Genomic DNA, 16,610 nt, shown 5'->3' on the forward strand with positions numbered 1-16,610 from the left:
TTGCACTGCTTGCGTGCGGCGTTGGCGGTGCTGCGGAGCTGTTGTTTGAGCGAGGGGACGGGGGTGCCCGTGGACAACATACGAGAGGAGTTTGGCGGCGAGCCCGTCGCGGCATTCTCGATGTCGCATCCGGCTGTGCCGGCACTCTATATAGTGCTGACGCTGGGGCTCACTATGTTCTCGATGCAGCCGGTACTGATTGCGCTGTCACTTGCGGGCGGGCTGGCGTATGGATTTGCGGCGCGTGGGGCTGCCCGCACGCTGGGCGCGCTCCGCTGGCAGCTGCCGGTGATTTTGATCGTCGCGGTGCTCAATCCGCTGTTTAGCGCCTCGGGCTCGACGGAGCTGTTCCGTATTGGCATGCGCGCGGTGTATCTGGAGAGCATGGTATACGGCCTGTGCATGGGCGGGCTGTTTGTGGCGAGCGTGCTGTGGTTTGAGGCCGCGGCGTCGATGCTCGAATACGACAAGGTGCTCGCGCTGCTGGGCAATGCCGCACCGGTGATTGCGCTCATGATCTCGATGTGCATGCGGCTTATCCCGCAGTTTTTGCGCCGCGGCCGCACGGTACTGGCGGTGCAAGATGCGATTGACGTGCCGGGCCGCGCGCCGGCCGACCCCGTGCGCTCGCGCCTGCGGGCGTCGAGCGTGTTGATGGGCTGGGGCATGGAAGATTCGCTGGAGCGTGCGGACGCGATGCGCTCGCGCGGGTGGGGTGCCGCGACGCGTCGTACGACGTATGCGCGGTATCGACTGGGGCGCAGCGACGTTGCCGCGCTGGCCGGGCTCGCACTGTTTGGTGCTGCCGCGGTGGCAGTGGCGTGGACCGCGACGACGCAGTATTCGTTTTATCCGCAGCTCTCGGTGCCGGCGCCGTGGCCGGGCTATGTCGTGTACGCTGCCTGGATGGTGCTGCCTTGCGCGTTTCATGCGATTGATGAGAAGAGGTTTGGCTGATGGCTCGGTTTGATAGGAGCTCGGCGGCGGGTGTGGCATATGGCTCGGCCGCGCCGGCGATTGAGGTGCGAGGCCTTAGTTTTGCCTATCCCGGGGCCGAGGCACCGGTGCTCGAGGGACTTGATTGGCGTGTTTCCCAAGGTGCGTTTGCGCTGCTTGTTGGCGGTACCGGGTCGGGCAAATCGACGCTGCTGTCGCTGCTCAAGCCCGAGATCGCTCCGGCGGGTACGCGCTCCGGCGAGCTGCGCGTGCTGGGCGAGCCCGTCGCCGACATGGACGTGCGGGCATCGGCGGAGCGCGTGGGTTATGTGTTCCAGGATCCCGAGAACCAGATCGTGTGCGAAACCGTGTGGCACGAGATGGCGTTTGGCCTAGAGAATCTGGGTGTGTCGCGCGACGAGATGCGCCGTCGCGTAGCTGAGACCAGCTATTTCTTTGGACTGGAAGATTGGCTTCACCGCGATACCGATGCGCTTTCGGGCGGACGCAAGCAGCTGCTGTCGTTGGCGGCCGTGCTGGCCTTGCGCCCGCGCGTGCTGCTGCTCGACGAGCCCACGTCCCAGCTCGATCCTGTTGCCGAGAAAAATTTTCTGCACGCGCTGTTTCGCGTGAACCGCGAGTTGGGTTGCACGGTTGTTGTGGCAACGCACCAGCCGCGCCCGATGCTCGAATACGCGACGTGTGCGTACCGGATTGAGGACGGTCGCGTGCGCGAGGTGGCGGATATGGCTTCTTTGGGACGCCGAGAATCGCTGTTTTCCGACGACATGTTGGGGTGGGGTGCCGTCCGATGTGCAAAAAACGGAGTATTCAGCAGGCGTGAGGACAATTTGGGCTCTCTGGAGCCGCCCGGGGACGTATCGAGCGCGAAAAAAAGTTCGAAATTGGACAAATCGTCCGAATTTGTGGCGCAAACGTCGCTCGAGAACGGCTCGGAAGCCTTCCCGCGCACGGATGGGAGCAGAATACTCCAAAAAATGTACGGCGGGTCGGCTACCACCCTGGCAGGGAGCTGGTTTCGCTACGATCGCGCGGGCGGTTGGGTGCTGCGCGGGCTCGACGTGGCGTTTTCGGCCGGTGCGGTGCATGCGATCGTGGGCGGCAACGGATGCGGTAAGTCGACGATGCTTTCGGTGCTGGCCAAGACTGCCAAGCTGCAACGTGGTCGTATGGTGCGCGGGGCGGCCTCGGCTGCGCTGCTGCCGCAGAACCCCAAGGCCCTGCTGGTTGCCGAGACGGTGCGCGACGAGCTGATGGAATGGGCTTCGGCCTGCGGGTACGACGAGGCTATGGCGCGGGAGCGCGCGGCGAGTCTGGGGCTCGCGGACTTGGGGGAGCGCCACCCCTATGACCTTTCGGGCGGACAGCGTCAGCTGCTTGCGTTGGCAAAGCTGCTGTTGATCGGCCCCGAACTGCTATTGCTCGATGAGCCCACCAAGGGTTTGGACCTGGCCAGCCGCCGCATCATCGCCCGCGCCCTGCGCGACCATGCGCAGGCTGGCGGCACCGTCGTCATGGCGACGCACGACCTAGACTTTGCCGAGCAGGTTGCCGATGACATTTCCATGATGTTTGATGGCGAGATCGCCTGCATGGAGCCGCCGACCGACTTCTTTGCCGACAACGTGTTTTATAGGGCGTGATGGGATGACGGATTATCGCGTCGCGCGCCTGCTCGCAAAACTGGAGATCCCGCTGCTGCTGGCGGTGCCAGCCGTGATGGCTGCGGCGTTGCTGGCGGGCGTTGAGCAGGCGGCACTCGCCATGCTTGTCGTGGTGGCGCTGGTGCTTGCGCTGTTCTTTGCAGGCTACGAGGCGTCGCGACCGGGCCTGCGCCAGATTATGCCAACGCTGGTTCTGGCGGCGTTGGCCGCGGCGGGGCGCATCTTGTTTGGCCCCATTCCCGACTTTAAACCCGTGAGTGCCATCGCCATTATCGCGGGGGCGACGCTTGGCCGCCGCAATGGTTTTATGGTTGGCGCGCTGGCGGCGCTGAGCAGCAATTTCTTTTTTGGACAGGGCATGTGGACGCCGTGGCAGATGTATGCCTGGGGGCTCGTGGGATACGTTGGCGGTGCGCTGGCGCATGCCGGCGCTTTTGATCGCGCCGATGGCACCGTGCGTATGCCGGCGCTGCTGACCTACGGCTTTGCTTCGGGTTTGCTGTACGGCGTTGTGATCAACGCCTACGACATTATCGGTTTTGTTCAACCGCTCACGTGGGCGGGTGCCATGGCGCGTCTTGCCACGGCGGTGCCGTTCGATATCACGCACGGCCTTGCGACCTGCGTGTTTTTGGTCGCCCTGTACAAGCCTTGGTGTCGCCGCATCAACCGAGTCGTCGTGAAGTGCGGACTGTAGGGCTGGTTGCGCCGGGGCGGGAATCAATACTGCCGAAGTGCCATTTTAAAACTATGCCGGTTTACGGGGCCAGATTGGCACAAGCAGACCATGCCGGCTATTTTTGAAATAGAGCAAGCCGTTTACCTGCGGTTTTATTATTTCGGAATTGCGTATGGTTGGGGGTTCGCGATTCAGCCCCGTAAACCGGCATAGTTTTGAAATAGCCGGCTGATACGACGGGCATCGTGGCCCTCAGAGAGCCAAATTGATCCGTTTTCTTTCGCCTCCAGACGTTCCCAGGGAATCAGCTGAACCCGCCCGCCACGGAATCGGCCTATCTACTATGTTTGGCCCGACACCCCCAAACACAACCGCGTTTTATGAAAAACCGCAGGCTTTCTACCTGCGGTTTTCTTTTTGCGTTGTTCGCTGTGGTTGAGGGTGGTGGCTTAAACGTAGTAGATGGGCCAGTTTCGTGACAAGCGGGCCGCGTGGATGCCCTCGCGAGGTGAAAATGATCCCTTTTCCTCCGTCCCCAGGGGATTAGTTGGGGCTAGAGCTCTAGGGTGAGGGTGACGGGGCAGTGGTCACTGCCAAAGATGTCGCCGCGGATGCCGGTGTCGCGTACGTTGTCGGCGATTGCGTCGCTTACCAGGAAGTAGTCGATGCGCCAGCCGGCGTTGTTCTTGCGGGCATTAAAGCGATAGCTCCACCAGCTGTAGACGCCCTCGACGTCGGGGTTTGCCGCGCGCCAGGTATCGGTAAAACCGGCGTCGAGCAGCTCGGTAAACTTGCCGCGCTCTTCGTCCGAAAAGCCTGCGTTGCCGCGGTTGGACTTGGGGTTCTTAAGGTCGATCTCCTCGTGCGCCACGTTAAAGTCGCCGCAGGTCACGACGGGCTTGCCGCACTCGTGCTCAAGCGCGTTCAAAAAGCCGCGGTAGGCATCGTCCCACGCCATGCGCACGTCGATGCGGGCGAGTTCATTTTGGGCGTTGGGCGTATAGACGTCGACAAACCAAAACTTGTCGAACTCGAGCGCGCAGACGCGGCCCTCGGTTACGGCTTGGGCGACGAGCTCGGCCGCCTCACCCTCGCCGGCGTAGGGTAGCAGCGCGTCGGCGTGCAGCACGCGCAGCGGTTCCTGGCGGCTAAAGACCGCAGTGCCCGAATAGCCTTTACGCTCGGCGTAGCTCCAGGTTTGGTGATAGCCGGGCAGGTCAATATCGACCTGGCCTTCTTGCAGCTTGGTCTCTTGCAGCGCCAGGATATCGACGTCGAGTTCTTGCGCGATCTGGATAAAGCTCGGGTCCTTTTTGAGCACGGCGCGCAGGCCGTTGACGTTCCACGAGGCGAAAGTGTAAGTCTGAGGCATGGTGTCCTTTCGACGGGGTTGGCAGGCTTAAGATTAGCGCAACAGGGGCGGGGTGGGCTCCGTGGGCGACGGCGCAATCGCAGCCGCCCCGACCAACATGGACGGAGGACAAACATGACGCAAGCGATAACAGATCCCAAGCAGGCCTCCACCGCGCTGGCGGAGCTGTTCAATACCCACGGGCGTGTGGTGTTCTTTGGCGGCGCTGGTGTTTCCACGGCAAGCGGCATTCCCGATTTCCGCAGCGTGGACGGCCTGTATCATCAGCAGTTTGCCTATCCGCCCGAGACTATGCTCTCGCATAGCTTTTACGAGACACATCCGGCGGAGTTCTTCGACTTTTACCGAACCAAGATGATCGCGCTTAACGCTAAGCCCAACCGCTGCCACACCAAGCTGGCCGAGCTGGAGCGAGCTGGCAAGCTCGATGCCGTGGTGACGCAAAACATCGACGGCTTGCATCAGATGGCGGGCTCGCAGCGCGTGTTTGAGTTGCACGGATCGGTCCATCGCAACATTTGCCAGTCGTGCGGCGCGGTCTATAGCGCCGAGTGGATTTGCTCGCGCGAGCACGAGGACGCCGCGGGCGTGCCCGTGTGCCCCGCGTGCGGTGGTCGCATCAAGCCCGATGTGGTGCTCTACGAAGAGCCGCTCGACGAGCGTGTGTTGACCGGTGCCGTTGCCGCCATCGCCGCGGCCGATGCCCTCATTGTGGGCGGGACCTCGCTCGTGGTGTATCCGGCGGCAGGCCTTACGCGTTACTTTACTGGCGATACGCTGGCCATTTGCAATTTGGCGCCTACCGATCAGGATGCAAATGCCGACCTGCTGATTTCTTGCGACATCGCGGCCGCGTTTGCGTTCTAGCCCGTGTGCGCGGATACAATAGAAAGACTGAGTGCAAAGCGACCCCGCCGCCAGCTCCCCAAGCTCGGCGGCGTGGGCATTTTAGGAGGATGTTCATGGCGAACGACAGCAAGACATGGCGGTGCGGAAAGTATGAGCTCAGCTTTGACCGTCCGCGCATCATGGGCGTCCTCAACGTGACGCCCGATTCGTTTAGCGACGGCGGGGAGCACTTCGACCCGGATGCCGCCATCGAGTACGGCCTGGCGATGCTCGACGCCGGCGCCGACATCATCGACGTGGGCGGCGAGTCCACGCGCCCCGGATTTACCCCGGTCAATCCCGACGAGGAGGCTCGCCGCGTGCTGCCCGTGGTGCGCGCGCTGGCCAAAGAGGGCGCCATCGTCTCGATCGACACGCGCCACGTGGCGGTTGCTAAGGCGGCCGTGCGCTGCGGCGCCTCGATCGTCAACGACGTGACCGGCTTCACCGACCCCAAGATGGTCGAGTTTGTTAAGACGAGCACCTGCGGTGTCATCGTGATGCATGCCGGCGAGGTCGCCGCGCCTACCCGCACGCACGCAACGGTGCAGCTCGATACCTCGGCGGCGGCGTTTGTTGCCGAGAAGGCGCGCGAGGCGGCTGCCGAGGCCGCGCGTGAGGCCGAGAAGCCGGCTCGCCGCCGTCGCGGCAAGTTGCTGGGCGAGCCTAAGCCGGAGGCCAAGCTTCCGGGTGGCGTGGTGCAGCCCTCGTTGCCGTTTGGCGAACCTGAGCCCGCGACCGAGCCTGCAAGCGAGCAGGAGACGCCGGCCGCCGAGCAGGCTGCTGCTGCCGAGACCGTCGCGCCCGCGCCCGAGGCCACCGAGGCCGCATCGGAGCCTAATGACCGCCTGGCCGCCATGATGCGCCGCAGCGCCCGCCGCGAGGAAGCCCACGTGCCCACCTCGCAGCTCCGCCGCTTCACCCTGCCCGATTCGGCGCCCATCATGCGCCGCGTCATGGGCTTTCTGTCCGACCAGGCCCGCGCGCTCATCCACGCCGGCGTGTCGCGCGACCGCATCTGCATCGATCCCGGTCCGGGCTTTGGCAAGACGGCCAACGAGGGCATCGTCATCCAGCGCGAGACTGCCAAGATGGCGTCGCTGGGCTATCCGCTCATGTGCGCCGTATCGCGCAAGCGCTTTGTGGGCGCCGTCTCGGGCGTGACCGAGGCCGCCGAGCGCGATGCCGCTACGTTTGGCGTGTGCCTGGGCGCCATCCAGGCCGGTGCCAACATCGTGCGCGTGCACGACGCCGCGGGTTTTGCGCAGTTCCTGAACGGCTACTGGGCGGTTGCCAAGCCGCAGCCGCGCCGCGCGTTTGTGGCCGTGGGCTCCAACCTGGGGCATCGCTGTGACAACATCCGCGCCGCACGCGACATGATCGCCGAGATTCCACTCACCTGCGTGTCCAACTCCTCCAAGATCTACGAGAGCGAGCCGGCCTACGAGATGCGCCAGGACGCGTTTGCCAACGCCGTCATCGAGATTAAGACCGAGCTGGCGCCGCTGGTGCTGCTCGACGAGCTCATGAAGATCGAGGCCGAGCTGGGGCGCGACCGCTCCAAAAAGGCCAAGGCCAACGGCCCGCGCACCATCGACCTGGATCTGCTGTGGATGGACGGCGAGACCCACGGGGGCAAAAAGCTGCGCCTGCCGCATCCGCTGATCGGCGAGCGCGACTTTGTGCTGGTGCCGCTCGAGGATCTGATGCACGATCCGGCGCGGTTCTTCCGCTACAACGGCGTCGAGGTCAAGGAGCCCGAGGACCGCGTGGGCCATATCGTGGGCGAATTGGGGCGCATGTAGATGATCGAGATGAATGCTGTTGCCGCCGGCACCGAGCTCGACGCGGCGCGTGACGCGGGCCGCGAGGGCGTGTCCGCGGGCTGGTGCGCGTGGAGCGCGGGCGATGCTTCGCTGACGTTTTCGCTGGTCGTTCGCCCCGACGTGAACATGCACGCCTTTCACGGTCTTCCGTTTGTGGCCGCGATGGGCATGATGGACGCGCTCGTGGGCACGACGTCGACGCCGGGCCTGGGCCTTGCCGGTAAGGTGGGTATCCAGTGGCCGAGTGACATCGTGTGCGGTGCGCCTGCGTTTGAGACGTCACTCGCGCGTGTTGCCGTGAACGGCGGTGCCGGTGCTGCGGGCATGTTTGCCGCGGTGACGGTTGATATTGAGCGTGCGGCGCTGGGTGAGCTTGGTGTGGATATGGCAGATGAGGCGCTGATCGAGGCATTGGCCGCCGCCGTGCTGGTCCGCGTGGACACCTGGGCGGTTGCCGCCAACACACCACAGGGCGCTGCCGGCCCGCTGGCTCCGGTGCTGGGCGAGTACTTTGACATGGTGCCACTGTTGGGTCGTCAGGTCGCGGCGGTGTCGCCCAACGGCTTGCCGCTTGCGGTCGGTGTGTTTGCGGGCCTGGACATCTGGGGCCGCGCGACCATCAAGACCGATGCCGGCGAGCAGGAGTTTCCGCCCGAGGCCGTACGGATTCGCGGACTGTAACGCGAGGTGCCCGCGCTCAAAGATAGCGATGACAACGAAGCCCTCTTCGGCCTGTGCTGGGGAGGGTCTTGTTGTCTGGGGAATGGGTTGTCAGCACCCTATTCCTCAAAACTGAAAATCTTTCGATTTTGAGGAATAGAATTAAGCCAGCTCGGCCTTTAACGAGGTATATTCGTTGCAGAGTCTATTCCTCAAAACTGAATAATTTTCGTTTTTGAGGAATAGCGATAGAAGACCGCAGGGAGGCACCAATGAAACTCATCAATAGAACGTCATATATGGACACGTTGACGAGCCTTATTGGCGTACCGGACATCAAGGTCATAACGGGCATTCGCCGTAGCGGTAAGTCAAAATTGCTCGAGGCCCTCCGCGATTACGTGGAGGCAAATCTGTCCAATTCGAATGTCATCCATATCAATTACAACCTCGACGAGTTCGAGGGCCTGCTCGAATATCATGCCCTGCTCGCCTATGTGAAAGAGCATCGAGTGTCCGACAAGCAAAACTTCCTGCTTATCGACGAGGTTCAGATGTGCGACGGCTTTGAACGCGCGATCAACAGCCTCCATGCATCCGAGCAGTACGACATCTTCATCACCGGATCGAACGCCTTTTTGCTGTCGAGCGATCTGTCGACGCTCTTTACGGGGCGCACGTTCGAGATCGAGGTTTTCCCATTCTCGTTTGAGGAGTATCGCTTTTATAGTGACGAGGGCGAGGTCGATCGCGACTTCGATGAGTACGCGAGAACCGGCGGTATGTCCGGCTCTTACCCTTATCTACTGCAGGAGCAGCGCTACCAATATCTCTCCAATGTCTTCAAAACGCTCATCGTGAGGGATATCGTGCAGCGGCATAACGTGAGAAACGAATCGGCACTGCTGCGCATTGCCGATTACATGATGGACAACGTCTCCAACATAACGTCGGCACGCAACATTACAGATGTTTTGAATGCGGATGGGCTAAAGATTACGAACAAGACGGTCGGCACGTACATGGGGTACCTGTGCGATGCGTTTGCCTTCTATAAAGTTCGTCGGTACGACATTCGCGGCAAAAAATACCTTAAGAGCGGCGAGAAGTATTACCTGGCAGACCACGCGTTCAAATACGCACTGCTTGGTACACGTGATATGGATTGGGGACGCGTATACGAGAACATGGCGGCCATCGAGCTGCTGCGCCGCGGATACGAGGTATACGTCGGTGTGCTCTATAAAAAGGAAATAGACTTTGTAGCAATCAAGCGAAGCGAGAAGCTCTACATTCAGGTGAGCGACGACATCAGCTCGGATAAGACGTTTGAACGCGAGATTTCGCCACTGCTGAGCATTGGCGATGCGTATCCCAAGATGATTCTTGCCCGCACACATCACGAGGCCACGGATCGCGATGGGGTGCAGATCGTGGACCTGGCGAGGTGGTTGTGCGGCGAGGCTTAGCAAAAAATCCTATTCCTCAAAACTGAAAAATTTTCGATTTTGAGGAATAGGATTGGAGGCTGGTTGCTGCGACCTGGCGTTTACTCTATCCCAGCTCCTGCATGCGGCGGTAGATTTCGCAGATGCCCTTGATGGTGAGTTGCCCGTCGACCACGTCGAAGGCATCGGTCGAATCGGCGACAATGCTGGCGAGACCGCCTGTGGCGATAACGGTGGCGTCCTCGCGCCCCAGCTCGCGCTTCATGCGGGCGACCAGGCCCTCGGCCATGGCTGCGGCGCCCGTTACGGCGCCGACTTTGATGCACTCCTCGGTATCGCGGCCGATGACGTGCTCGGGTGCCTCAAGCGGAACGCTGGCGAGCTTGGCGGCTCGGGCGGCGAGCGCGTCCATCGAAATGCGGATGCCCGGCGCAATCGCTCCGCCAATGTAATAGCCGTCCTCGTCGATGACGTCGATATTGGTTGCGGTGCCAAAGTCCACCACGATCGCCGGGGCGCCGTAGAAGGTCTCGGCAGCGACGGCGTTGGCGATGCGGTCGGCACCAACGGCCTGGGGACGCGCCGCCCGCAGCTTGGTCACCGCGGCCGTCTGTGGCCCAATGACGATGGCGTCTGCCGCGATGCGGTCGGCCACGGCGTGCCACTCGCGCGAGAGCTGCGGCACCACGCCGGCAAAGGCAATCGCATCGACCGCGTTGAGCGAGAGGTCGTACATCTTAAAGAAGCCCATCAGGCGCACGTGGATCTCGTCGGCGGTATAGGAGCGGTCGGTGGGCATGCGCCATGACTGCACCAGCTCGTCTCCGTCAAACAGGCCCATGGCCGTCTGCGTGTTTCCCATATCGATAGCGAGCAGCATGTCTACTCCAGGTGTCGGCGTAAAAGGACGCGCACCATTGTATACGCGTCGCCGACGGCGCTCGACTGCGATTCGTTGACGGTGATATGGGCTGAGGAATTTAAATATGAAGGAATTATGCTCTACGAGATTTTCCTTGCCGTTTACCGAACTCCCGCGTAAGATTCTTTCTTGCGCACATGAGGCGCCCAGACATTGCGGGGTGGAGCAGTCTGGTAGCTCGCCGGGCTCATAACCCGGAGGTCGTAGGTTCAAATCCTGCCCCCGCGACCAAGAAATTGCAGCTCGTCGGCCTAGCCGGCGAGCTTTTTTGTTATTCCGGGACCGTATTTTCGGTCCAATTCTCGGCCTCTCAAACAAAATCTCGATCTGTAACATCTAGACCCGATTTGGGCGGCTAGGTGTTACAGATTGAGATGTTGAGTCCCCGCCTGGACGGTTTGTCTAAATCTGTAACATGAGGGACGGATTTTGCCGAGTTGTTGTTACAGATTGAGATTTTCTTGCAGGCGGGTCCCGTTTGTCTTGATTTGTAACATCTGGGGCCCATTTTGCCGAGTAACCGTTACAGATCTAGATCTTTCGGCAGGCTAGATTGGTTTGTCTCGATCTGTAACAGTAAAGGGGCAAAAGTGGGTCCAGATGTTACAGATCTAGATTGTTGAGGATGGGTCGAGAGGAATGTCTCGATCTGTAACATCTAGGGTCGTTTTTGGCCTGTAGATGTTACAGATTGAGATTTTCCGCCGGGACGGTTTCGGTTTGTCTCGATCTGTAACAGTTGCTCGGCAAAATAGGGTCTTACTGTTACAGATCGAGACAAACCGGCAGCCGGCCCCGCCCCATCCACCTGCCGCTACCTGCTGTCTGCCGATTTCCGTTGCGCCACTGTGCTCCCATGCCATATCCTCTAGACAACTACGCGGCACCATCGCCGCCGCGCCTACAAGAGAGGAATGTCCATGACCGCACCTGCATCCAAGCTGCTCCAGCCCATTACGGTTGGCCCCCTTGAGCTCAAGAACCGCATTATGTTCCCGCCGCTGACCACCGGCTACGAGGAGCGCGACGGTTCCATCGGCGAGCGCAGCCTGGCTTTTTACGAGCGCCTGGCCCGTGGCGGCGTGAGCTACATCGTCATCGGCGACGTCGCTCCCGTTATGACCGCAAGCCCCACGCCCAAGCTGGCGACCGACGCTCAGATCCCCACGTTTAAGGCCCTGGCCGACGCCGTCCACAAGCACGGCGCCAAGGTCGCGCTGCAGCTGTTCCACCCCGAGTACGACGTCCCCGGCGTCGGCCGCATGGTCATGGGCTCCATGGCCGCTGCGAAAGCTGCGCAGGAGGCAAAGGCCGCCGGCGACGAGGAGACCTTTGCCGCCAAGATGGCCGAGTCCAACGAGATCCGCAAGCAGGCCTACGCCAAGCTGCACCACGACATGCAGCACTTTGTGAACGAGGCGAGCGTAGAGCAGCTCACCCAGATCAAGGAAGCCATCGCTGCCTCGGCCGCTCGCGCGCAGCAGGCCGGGATCGATGCCATCGAGGTCCACGGCGACCGCCTGGTGGGTTCGCTGTGCTCGGCCATCCTCAACCAGCGCACCGACGAGTACGGCGGCTCGTTCGAGAACCGCGTCCGCTACGCGCTCGAGGTCGTCGCTGCCATTAAGGAGGCCGCGCCGCAGCTGATGGTGGAGTACAAGCTCCCCGTGATTATGGAGAACCCCGACGGCACGCCGCGCGGCAAGGGCGGCCTGCAGCCCGACGAGGCCTGCGAGTTCGCCAAGCTGCTCGAGGGCGCGGGCATCGATATGATCCAGGTCGCGCAGGCCAACCACACCGGCAACATGGGCGACACCATTCCGCCCATGGGCGCCATGCCCTACAACTGGACGCTGCCCGTGGCCGAGCGCGTCAAGGCCCTGGTCTCCGTGCCGGTGGCAACCGTCGGCCGCGTGGTCTCGGTCGAGGCCGGCGAGAAGATTCTGGAAGACGGCGCGGCCGACATCATCGCCTATGGCCGCTCGCTCATGTGCGACCCCGACATTGCGCTGAAGGCTGCCACGGGTGAGCCCATCCGCGAGTGCCTCAACTGCAACAAGGGCTGCGTCGATGCGATTCAAAACCGCAAGTACATCTCGTGCGTGCTCAATGCCGAGAACGGCGACGAGGCGACCATCGCCATCAAGCCGGGCGAAGGCGACAAGAAGATCGCCGTGGTGGGCGGCGGTATCGCCGGCCTGGAGGCCGCGCGCGTGGCGGCCAAGCGCGGCTACGATGTGACCATCTACGAGGCGAGCGATCACTTGGGCGGCCAGATTGTGCTGGCGGCCGCGCCTCCGCGCAAGGACGAGATCATGCGCTCGGTTGAGTATTACGAGAAGATTCTGCCCGGCCTGGGCGTGAAGGTTGAGCTCAACCACGCCGCTAGCCCCGCGGACCTCAACGCCGCCGACGCCGCGATTGTGGCCGTGGGTGCGCACGACGTGGTCATCCCCGTTCCGGGTGCCGACTCGGACAAGGTCGTCTCGAGCTGGGACGTGCTGGCCGGCAAGGTGGAGCTTACGGGCCGCGTCGCCGTCATCGGCGGCGGCCTGGTGGGCACAGAGACTGCCGAGTACCTGCTGCAGCACGGCTGCGAGGTGGCGATTGTCGAGATGCTCGACAAGATTGCCGCGGGCGAGTCCGAGACCATTCTGCCGCTGATCATGAGCGACTTTGCCGAGCACAACGTGGAGCAGCACGTGAAGACCCGCCTGACCGCCATTACCGACGAGGGCGTGGAGGCCATTCACACCACCGAGGACGGCACTGAGGAGCCGGTGAGGATCGCCTGCGATTACGTGGTGATGGCCGTGGGCTCCAAGGCCAACGCGTTTGACCTGGACGGCGTAACGGTGCCCGTGACCTGCGTGGGCGACTGCTCGGGCGAGCGCACCGCCGACATCGCGAGCGCCATTCGCACGGCGTATCACGCGGCCAACGAGCTGTAGTTAACTTCGCGGCCAGGCGGGGCGGTAGCACGGATCCGCCCCGCCCGACTGCGTCCCTGCGCACATAGACCATCAACCGGGGTGGGGCCTGCAAGAACAGCGGGCCCCACCCCGGTTTTGGTGCAGGGGGCAGATTAGTTTGCACCAAGTCCTTGGCATATGGGCGTGGCTGCTGTTCGTAATCTTTAAGACATCATTAAGGCTTGCGTTGTGGAGCAAGCCGCAGGTCAATGCTATTCTTTTACCTTATCGTACGGTGTTGTATTCTGCCTGAATTCTCTACCTGCGAACAACGGATAAACGCGACCGAGCGGAAAGGATGGCACGCCCGCTAGCAGGGCAAACGCAAACGATGAGTGGCATGGACCGACATAGCGAGCTCCAGCAGCACAAGACGGCGGCCGAGTACCGCCAAGCTGCCGACGAGCATGTGCGGACCCTCAAGGATTTCTGGAAGGATTTCCTGGTGAGCGGTCTGTTTGTGCTGGCCGCCATCGTTGCCATCTTTGCATGCCTGGCCTGGTTTGCCGCGAATAACCGAGTGAGTGCCACGGGGAGTACGATCGGGGCGAAGGGCCCACGGTTTGTGCTCTCGGGAACGCAGGGCGGCACGGCAGGTAAGTACGACGCCCAGGACAACTACGCGTCGGACAGTACAAGCCTTGCCGTGAACAATCTTTTCAACCTCAATAACATGAGTGCCGATGGCAGTCTTTCTCCGGGGTCGGCGGGCCAGCTTCAGCTCAACGTCAAGCCGCTCTGCAACGACCTGCACGATATTACGGTGGAGATGACCTGGGAGATTTCTGTCCAGACGAGCGTTGCGGGCACGGACGGCACTGCTACGGACGCATCGAAAAATGAAGAGATCATCAACTCGCTTAAAAATCTGGTGCGCGGCCATATCTTGGTTTTCCAGGGCAAAGACACCTCTGGCTTTTACTCCAATCCGCTGGTTCCCACGACAACCACGGTGACCCAGGACGGAGCGAGCGTCACCGTCATCACACAGAGCTTTACCATTCCGGCGAAGAGCTTTCGTGCTGAGGGCTCAAACAATACGACCGAAACCGTCACCAAAACCCTCTACTGGATTTGGCCGGAGCAGTTCAAGAGCTATGTTCGCACGGGCAACGCCGGCTACGGTGGCAACCTTTTCGCTAACACAGGCGACGAGGGGGGATACACGACCCTCGTCGGCGACATCAACAATAACCACGCGTGCTATTTCCGCGCCGATAGCACGAGCGTGCCAGGTCAGGCGCCTAGCGCGGTTCCGCCTGTCGGAGCCGGCATGTCCTCTGCGGATGTGGAAACCTGCGCCAATTATTACAACAACGCCGACGAGATTATCGGCAAGAACGTCAAGTACATTCGCGTGCGCTTTACCGCCAAGGAGGCGGATAAATAAATGGACGAGCAGCTTAATGCCCGCGAGCAGGGCGATATCAAACACAACGAAGGAGCGGCAAACCCCGGCGGCAACGGGTTCGGCTCGCACGGCGAAGCGCGTCCGGCTGGCCGCATCGAGCGTATCAAGGCTTGGGTGAGCGGCCACCGTCGCGAATCCCTTGCCATCATGGGCTTGCTTACCGTGCTTCTCGTGTTGCTGGGATTGACGCTCGGATGGTTCGTCGATGCCAATCGCGGCTCCACCGTCGGCAAGATCAAGGAGCCGGCAGAGCTCAAAGTGCTGGGCCCCAACGCTACGGCAACAGAGCAGATCGACCTGAGCTACAACCCCGAATACGGCGATACCAAGACTGGCAACACGGTGACGCTCAAGCGCGCGTTTTGCGTGCAAACGGGCGGTGACGGTTTTGAGCTGCAACTCGCGAATACGACCAACATTACAGGTCTCACTATTGAGCTGTACAGAGCCGAGAACACGTCTGCGCTCCAGACGCCCGACGTGAGCGGTACCGCAGACGGCAAATCTTATAGCTGGAAAGCAACCGGAGAGAACCTGCTTACGAGCTTCGAATATATCAACAAGGAGAACGACGGTCTGGCAGCCGTGCCGGGCGAGGGCGCAAGCGACCCTACGTTCAAGGACTATCAAAACGTCCAGCGCAACGCGCGCCCGCTCTACCGATACAAGAAATTCGGCAAGAGCGAACTCAACGCTAAGACGCTCGACGGCTCGACTGACAATGACACGCTCAACTTTATCATCAAGCTTTCGTGGGACGAGAGCGCCAAAGAGACCGATGTGATCTACCTGATCGCGCGCAACACGAGCGGTAAGTAGGAGAGGGGGCGCACATGGAGAAGCGAGAGAAGCAGCAGGATGCCGAGCGCGAGCAGCTGGCAAAAAGCAAGAGCCTAGCCAAGAATAAGCTGGTTGTGGCAGCAATCGCACTTGCTTGCGCCGTGGCGCTCGTGACGGGTGGTTACTTTACCTATTCCGCCTACACCGCCAACGGATTTCTAAAGTCCGTCGCCGCAACGGGCACCGCGCAGAGCCTGTTTGCGAGCGACCTGCTCACGGGCTATATGAGTGCGCCTGGCAACGACGAGCTCGACCGCGCCCAGCGCTCCGTTACGGTATATCCCAACAACAAGCAGTGCAGCTTCACCTTTAGCATCTATAACTATTTGCTGAGCAACAGCAACTTCTGCAACGATAAAAACGTGACGTATACCTTGACGGTCGAGGGGTATGGGCTCGATGGTGCCACGTGGAGCTATGCGCCCCAACCCGCCGGAAACGTCAAGCTTCCGGAGAATCAGCCTACCAAGAACGATTACACCGTGACCTTTCCTGAGGACAAGTTGGGACATGCCTACTTTGTGATTAAGGCCATGGTTGTTTCGAAGGAGAGCCCCGGCACCGAGCTCACCTGTCTGGCGGCGAAAGTCGTGCCGTCAAAGAAGGCCGAGGTCAAAACCGCTGCGGTTGAGGGCGCGCTGGTTGATGAGGCTGGCAAGTTTGCTGATTACGCTGCGTACAACTACCGTGTGACGGTTACGGGCGCACCGGCAAACGTCACGCTCACGTGGGGGGAGAACGTGGAGATCGATCCGTTCTTCGAGACCAACCATGGTGTGACGGCGGATAAAACAAATCACACGGTTACGTTCACCATGGAGCCTGGCTCGATGATCGTCAACTTTTACCGAGCGGACGGCAAGACGCCCGGTGACTGGGGTGACCTGGGCATTAGGGTGAGCGGAACTACCCTGACGGGCACGACGGAGACTCAATAACTCTGGAAGCAGAGTTTTTAGGATAAGAGGTAC

General features: G+C 61.2%; 13 protein-coding genes and 1 tRNA gene. 12 read left to right on the top strand and 2 right to left on the bottom strand.

What is annotated here, in order from left to right; all coding sequences use genetic code 11:
* Positions 1–69 precede the first annotated feature (69 nt).
* Genes DW821_RS05220 through DW821_RS05230 form a run of 3 tightly spaced genes read left to right on the top strand, consistent with a single transcriptional unit; the run spans position 70 to position 3,318 of the window.
* Positions 70–957, top strand: a complete 888-nt coding sequence (locus tag DW821_RS05220) for an energy-coupling factor transporter transmembrane component T (RefSeq protein ID WP_233503128.1) — start codon at positions 70–72, stop codon at positions 955–957.
* Complete coding sequence (locus tag DW821_RS05225; RefSeq protein ID WP_118065912.1) at positions 957–2,600, top strand: ABC transporter ATP-binding protein; 1,644 nt, start codon at positions 957–959, stop codon at positions 2,598–2,600. The genes DW821_RS05220 and DW821_RS05225 overlap by 1 nt, the downstream gene beginning before the upstream one ends.
* Positions 2,601–2,604: 4 nt before the next feature.
* A complete protein-coding gene (locus tag DW821_RS05230) occupies positions 2,605–3,318 on the top strand; it encodes a DUF6580 family putative transport protein (protein ID WP_118065914.1) in 714 nt (237 codons plus the stop codon).
* Between the two features lie 535 nt (positions 3,319–3,853).
* Here the strand turns inward: DW821_RS05230 and DW821_RS05235 are convergent.
* Positions 3,854–4,672, bottom strand: a complete 819-nt coding sequence (locus DW821_RS05235; RefSeq protein WP_118065916.1) for an exodeoxyribonuclease III — start codon at positions 4,670–4,672, stop codon at positions 3,854–3,856.
* Between the two features lie 114 nt (positions 4,673–4,786).
* Between DW821_RS05235 and DW821_RS05240 the strand changes: the two genes are divergently transcribed.
* The 4 genes from DW821_RS05240 (at position 4,787) to DW821_RS05255 (ending at position 9,515) form a co-directional block, all read left to right on the top strand.
* Positions 4,787–5,539 carry an NAD-dependent protein deacylase gene (locus DW821_RS05240; protein WP_117806709.1) on the top strand — a complete coding sequence of 251 codons (753 nt, stop codon included), beginning with the start codon at positions 4,787–4,789 and terminating at the stop codon, positions 5,537–5,539.
* 95 nt (positions 5,540–5,634) lie between these two features.
* Positions 5,635–7,365, top strand: a complete 1,731-nt coding sequence (folP, locus tag DW821_RS05245; RefSeq protein ID WP_118065918.1) for a dihydropteroate synthase — start codon at positions 5,635–5,637, stop codon at positions 7,363–7,365.
* Entirely contained in the window at positions 7,366–8,067 is a 702-nt protein-coding gene (locus tag DW821_RS05250; protein ID WP_055251520.1) for a hypothetical protein, read from the top strand.
* Positions 8,068–8,318: 251 nt separating this feature from the next.
* A complete protein-coding gene (locus DW821_RS05255) occupies positions 8,319–9,515 on the top strand; it encodes an ATP-binding protein (protein ID WP_118065920.1) in 1,197 nt (398 codons plus the stop codon).
* A gap of 85 nt (positions 9,516–9,600) precedes the next feature.
* On the opposite strand, the gene DW821_RS05260 is transcribed toward DW821_RS05255, so the two are convergent.
* Complete coding sequence (locus tag DW821_RS05260; protein ID WP_117637156.1) at positions 9,601–10,374, bottom strand: type III pantothenate kinase; 774 nt, start codon at positions 10,372–10,374, stop codon at positions 9,601–9,603.
* A 196-nt stretch (positions 10,375–10,570) separates the two neighbouring features.
* On the opposite strand from DW821_RS05260, the gene DW821_RS05265 reads away from it, so the two are divergent.
* The 5 genes from DW821_RS05265 to DW821_RS05285 all read left to right on the top strand — a co-directional run bounded on the left by DW821_RS05265 (position 10,571) and on the right by DW821_RS05285 (position 16,577).
* Positions 10,571–10,647, top strand: a tRNA-Met gene (locus DW821_RS05265).
* Positions 10,648–11,336: 689 nt separating this feature from the next.
* Positions 11,337–13,367 (top strand): bilirubin reductase, long form, encoded by a 2,031-nt coding sequence (gene bilR / locus DW821_RS05270; protein ID WP_233503129.1) that lies wholly within the window; start codon positions 11,337–11,339, stop codon positions 13,365–13,367.
* Positions 13,368–13,728: 361 nt separating this feature from the next.
* Complete coding sequence (locus DW821_RS05275) at positions 13,729–14,778, top strand: hypothetical protein (protein WP_117637158.1); 1,050 nt, start codon at positions 13,729–13,731, stop codon at positions 14,776–14,778.
* Positions 14,779–15,618, top strand: coding sequence for a hypothetical protein (locus DW821_RS05280; protein WP_117803498.1), 840 nt, complete (start codon positions 14,779–14,781; stop codon positions 15,616–15,618).
* Positions 15,619–15,632: 14 nt separating this feature from the next.
* Positions 15,633–16,577, top strand: coding sequence for a hypothetical protein (locus tag DW821_RS05285; RefSeq protein WP_117637160.1), 945 nt, complete (start codon positions 15,633–15,635; stop codon positions 16,575–16,577).
* Positions 16,578–16,610: the final 33 nt, after the last annotated feature.

The organism is Collinsella sp. AM33-4BH (assembly GCF_003469205.1).
In the GTDB taxonomy this organism is placed as follows: domain Bacteria; phylum Actinomycetota; class Coriobacteriia; order Coriobacteriales; family Coriobacteriaceae; genus Collinsella.

Excerpts from the sequence above, each read along its gene's own strand:
- DW821_RS05260 (WP_117637156.1), bottom strand. The coding sequence starts at position 10,374 with ATGCTGCTCGCTATCGATATGGGAAACACGCAGACGGCCATGGGCCTG.
- DW821_RS05285 (WP_117637160.1), top strand. The coding sequence starts at position 15,633 with ATGGAGAAGCGAGAGAAGCAGCAGGATGCCGAGCGCGAGCAGCTGGCA.
- folP (WP_118065918.1), top strand. The coding sequence starts at position 5,635 with ATGGCGAACGACAGCAAGACATGGCGGTGCGGAAAGTATGAGCTCAGC.
- DW821_RS05240 (WP_117806709.1), top strand. The coding sequence starts at position 4,787 with ATGACGCAAGCGATAACAGATCCCAAGCAGGCCTCCACCGCGCTGGCG.
- DW821_RS05250 (WP_055251520.1), top strand. The coding sequence starts at position 7,366 with ATGATCGAGATGAATGCTGTTGCCGCCGGCACCGAGCTCGACGCGGCG.
- DW821_RS05255 (WP_118065920.1), top strand. The coding sequence starts at position 8,319 with ATGAAACTCATCAATAGAACGTCATATATGGACACGTTGACGAGCCTT.
- DW821_RS05230 (WP_118065914.1), top strand. The coding sequence starts at position 2,605 with ATGACGGATTATCGCGTCGCGCGCCTGCTCGCAAAACTGGAGATCCCG.
- DW821_RS05280 (WP_117803498.1), top strand. The coding sequence starts at position 14,779 with ATGGACGAGCAGCTTAATGCCCGCGAGCAGGGCGATATCAAACACAAC.
- DW821_RS05235 (WP_118065916.1), bottom strand. The coding sequence starts at position 4,672 with ATGCCTCAGACTTACACTTTCGCCTCGTGGAACGTCAACGGCCTGCGC.
- DW821_RS05275 (WP_117637158.1), top strand. The coding sequence starts at position 13,729 with ATGGACCGACATAGCGAGCTCCAGCAGCACAAGACGGCGGCCGAGTAC.
- bilR (WP_233503129.1), top strand. The coding sequence starts at position 11,337 with ATGACCGCACCTGCATCCAAGCTGCTCCAGCCCATTACGGTTGGCCCC.
- DW821_RS05225 (WP_118065912.1), top strand. The coding sequence starts at position 957 with ATGGCTCGGTTTGATAGGAGCTCGGCGGCGGGTGTGGCATATGGCTCG.